Below are 4,230 nucleotides of genomic sequence, written 5' to 3'. Positions count from 1 at the left end.
GCATACATGATGGTAATTTATTTTGGTTTAGCTCTAGGTATGCTTCTACTTAATATAAGTAAACCTGAGGCTTATGAACCCTTTATTTTGGTTTCTGTTTTACTTTCTGTTGCTCTAGTTCCTATTTTATTAACAAAAAGACCCGCTCCTAAATTTAAAAAAATTGAAACAATAAGTATTCTAGAACTTTATAAAATCTCACCTCTTGGTTCTTTAAGCTCTTTCTTTACAGGAATAATTCATGCAGCTTTCTTTTCTTTAATTTCTGTTTATGCAACGATCGCAAAATTTACTTTATTTGAAACATCTATACTTTTGTTTGTTGCAACAATTGCTGGAGTTTTAGGTCAGGGTCCTATTGGTTATTTTTCAGATATTTTTGACAGAAGGAGAGTGATAGTCATAACAACATTTGGAAGTTCTCTTTTAGCATTAATTGCAATTTTAACTTCAAATGATCCTATACAAAATATTTACTATATGGATGAATTCGCTTTTAGAAAAATAATTTTTTTTATAGCTGTTGGACTTTATACAAGTTTATGTCTACCATTATTCTCACTTAACCTTGCACATACAAATGACTTTGTTCCAAAATCTAAATTTGTTGCTGCAGGTGGTGGATTACAATTAATTTTTGGTGTAGGAGCTATTAGTGGTCCTATTTTGTGTGCAATTTTCATGGAATGGTTTGGATTAAATGGTTTATTTGTATTTTTAATTATAGCACACTCAATAATTGGTGTATTTGGACTGTATAGAATGAAGGTTAGAAGCACTGTTGAAAATCCAGACTCAACATTCACACCAATTCCAGCAACAATTACACCTGCTGGATTGGAGCTAGATCCTGATGCGCCTGCAACACTCGATGAAACCCAAGTTAATGAAACTGCGAAAAATTAAATATTAATTAATTCTATTTTATCACCAATATTAATTTTTGAAGAAGTGAGAATTTGACACCTTAGTCCACCCTTCCTCATAAACTCTTTAAGTATATTTTTTTGGTCAAGCATTTCAGTTAAATGTCTGCATGGACGACATAATTCAATCGCCACTAATTCTACATTTCCAACCTTGAGTTTTTTTCCAATTAAATCATTTAATTTAATGCCTTTTGTAATTATATTTCTTCTGAAATCTATATAAGGAATATTAAGGCCAAATTTAATATTATATTCATCTATATTCTCTGACTCTATTAATGATAGTTGATTGTAAGGATCATTAAAATCATGAAAATGTCGATCACCTACTATTCCTTTATTTGCTAAGACTTCAATTGAATGTACTTCCATGATGGATTGATTATTGTCAGCAGCAATTCCTAATTTAAATACTTCGGCCATAAATTATTGAAGAAATAGTTGAGCTCATATAAACTTTTCAGAATAATATGACTTATCTATCATCAAATCAACTTAAACAGTATGAAGATAAAGGATACATATCCCCTATTGAAGTTTTGTCTAGTAGTGAGGCCTTAGAGGCAAGAGAAGAAATAGAATTAATTGAAAAAAAAATGCTAAATGAAATAGATAAATCGGGAAGATATAATGTTCATTTAATTTCACCAAAACTTGATTCGATTGTTCATAATTCAAAAATTTTAGATGCTGTAGAAAGTATTATTGGAAAAAACATCTTAGTTTGCAGTACTACTTTATTTATTAAAAACCCTAACGAGCGAGGTTTTGTAAGTTATCATCAAGATGCAAAGTACATAGGATTAGAACCTCATAATTGGGTCACAGCATGGGTAGCATTAACAGATTCGAACGAAAATAATGGATGTATGAAAATGTGGCCTAAATCACATTTAAATATTAAAGATCACAATGAGAAATTTAATGAAGGCAACTTACTTACTAGAGGACAAACAGTAGAGAATGTGCCTGAAGAAGAAATTAAATCTATAGAACTAAAAGCTGGTCAAATGTCATTACATCATCCAAGAGTAGTGCACGGGTCAGGAATAAATAAGAGTAATGATAGAAGAATAGGATTTGTTATCCAAAGTTATATAGGGACAAACGTAAAACAAACCTTAGGTAAAAATAGTGTCCAAATTGCAAGAGGAGAGGATAAATACAATCATCATGAAATTATAAATAGAACTAATACTTTAATGAGTGAAAAAAGTATTTTACTTCGAAAAAAAGAAAATGATTACCTGCAAGAAATTTTTTATAAAGGTGCAAAACAAAAAGGATCTTATTAGTTTATGAAAAAAGCACTTAAACTTGGGGTAATCGGAATAGATCATGGTCATATTTTCGATATGTTAGATGAAATGATTAAAGAAGGTTGTAGTTGTAATTCTTTTTGGACAGATGGGGATCCTTTAACTCTTCAAGAATTTAATAAAAAATATCCAAATATTAAAAGAAAAGAAAATAAAGAGGAAATATTAAATGACTCATCTATTAATATGATTTTAATATCTTCAATCCCTGCAGATAGAGCTGGTCATTCAATAGATGCCTTAAAAGCTGGGAAAGATGTTATGGTAGATAAACCAGGCTGCACTACCTTAGATCAGCTTAATAATTTGAAAAACACTGTTAAAGAAACTGGAAAGATCTGGTCTGTAAATTTTTCTGAAAGATTTCACGTTGCTGCAGTTACTAAAGCAGAAGAATTAGTAAATGAAGGTAAAATAGGAAAAGTAAAACAAACTATTGGTACAGGCCCACATAGGCAAGGAAACTATGAGAGACCAGATTGGTTTTATAATCGTCAAAGTTATGGAGGAATTATTACCGATATTGGTTCTCACCAAATTCATCAATTTTTAGTTTTTACAAACTCAAATCAGGCAAAAATCAACCATGCATTAGCGGAAAATACGACAAAGAAAGATATGCCTGGTTTTCAAGATTTTGGTGAAGTGAACCTTACTGGTAATGGTGGGCATGGTTATATTCGCCTGGACTGGTTTACTCCAGATGCTCTTCCAACCTGGGGAGATGGAAGATTGCTAATCCTTGGAGACAAAGGTTTTATTGAAGTAAGAAAATATACAGATTTAGCAAAATCAGAAAAAGGTAATCATTTATTTTTAGCAAATAATGATGAGGTGAAACATATTGATTGTTCTAATGTTAAGCTACCCTACTTTAATAATTTAATTAATGATGTTTTAAACAGAACAGAAACTGCATGTCCTCAAGAACTTACTTATCTTTCAATGGAACTTGCTATTAAAGCTCAAGAACAAGCTGAAAAAGAATGAAAAAATATCAAGTAGCAATAATTGGAACCAATATAGGAGCAAAACATTTTGAAGATTTTCAAAAAGTATCTGAGAGATTTAATGTTCACACATTATGTGGTTTAACTCGGGAAGCTATTGATAAAATATTAAAATCAAATACTGAGACAAAAGTTTCTCTAAATTTTGACGATGTATTAAAAGTTAAAGAAATTGATATCATTGATATTTGCCTCCCACCCCATTTACATTTTTCTGCTTGTAAAAAAGCTATGGAAGCTGGAAAGCATGTGATTTGTGAAAAACCATTAGTTTCAAGTCTTAAAGAAGTAGATGAATTAGAAAAGATTAGTAAAACAACTGGTAAGATTATTTTTCCAGTATTTCAATATCGATATGGTCTAGGATTTTCAAAATTAAAAGCATTAATCAAATCTGGTTTAGCAAGAAACCCTTTGGTTGCTTCTTTAGAAACTCATTGGAATAGAGGTAAAGATTATTATTCAAAACCTTGGAGAGGAACTTGGGAAGGTGAACAAGGTGGGGCAATTTTAAGTCACTCTATTCATATTCATGATTTAGTTACTATGATCCTAGGCCCTGTTTCAAATGTTTTTGCCAATCTATCAACTAAAGTAAATGATATTGAAGTAGAGGATTGTGCTGCTCTTTCTATTGAAATGAAAAATGGGACATTGGTTACAAGCTCAATAACACTTGGAGCTGCAAATGATACTAGTAGACTTCGATTTTGTTTTGAGGGATTAACAGCTGAGTCTGGTGCATCACCAGATAAACCATATAGTCCAGCTGATGATAAATGGGAATTTTTACCAAGAGCTCCTATAACTCAAGCTCAAATAGATGAAGTACTATCAAAAGTAAAAGAACCAAAATCATGGTATGCAGGTATGTTTGAAGAAATTGCTAATAAACTAGATGGATCTCCTAGTGATGAGGTAACTTTATTAGATGCTAGAAATTCTTTAGAATTTGTTACTGCTGTCTATGCT

5 protein-coding genes are annotated in these 4,230 nt (G+C 31.1%); 4 read left to right on the top strand and 1 reads right to left on the bottom strand.

Annotated elements, in window-relative coordinates:
• A partial coding sequence (locus tag AMO08_RS03205) for an MFS transporter (protein ID WP_143323806.1) occupies window positions 1-906 on the top strand: 906 nt, incomplete at its 5' end.
• On the opposite strand, the gene AMO08_RS03200 is transcribed toward AMO08_RS03205, so the two are convergent.
• Entirely contained in the window at window positions 903-1,352 is a 450-nt protein-coding gene (locus tag AMO08_RS03200; RefSeq protein WP_075485082.1) for an MOSC domain-containing protein, read from the bottom strand. The genes AMO08_RS03205 and AMO08_RS03200 overlap by 4 nt on opposite strands.
• A gap of 47 nt (window positions 1,353-1,399) precedes the next feature.
• On the opposite strand from AMO08_RS03200, the gene AMO08_RS03195 reads away from it, so the two are divergent.
• From AMO08_RS03195 to AMO08_RS03185, 3 genes are all read left to right on the top strand, one after another.
• A complete protein-coding gene (locus AMO08_RS03195) occupies window positions 1,400-2,224 on the top strand; it encodes a phytanoyl-CoA dioxygenase family protein (RefSeq protein ID WP_075485079.1) in 825 nt (274 codons plus the stop codon).
• Between the two features lie 3 nt (window positions 2,225-2,227).
• Entirely contained in the window at window positions 2,228-3,238 is a 1,011-nt protein-coding gene (locus AMO08_RS03190) for a Gfo/Idh/MocA family protein (protein ID WP_075485076.1), read from the top strand.
• The coding region (locus tag AMO08_RS03185) for a Gfo/Idh/MocA family protein (RefSeq protein ID WP_075485073.1) at window positions 3,235-4,230 on the top strand (996 nt) is incomplete at its 3' end. The genes AMO08_RS03190 and AMO08_RS03185, both read left to right, overlap by 4 nt.

Origin of the sequence: Candidatus Pelagibacter communis, from assembly GCF_001180205.1 — a bacterium.
In the GTDB taxonomy this organism is placed as follows: Bacteria; Pseudomonadota; Alphaproteobacteria; order Pelagibacterales; family Pelagibacteraceae; genus Pelagibacter; species Pelagibacter ubique_O.
Note: the sequence above shows the minus strand (reverse complement) of the source record. Positions and strands in the feature narration are given on the sequence as shown.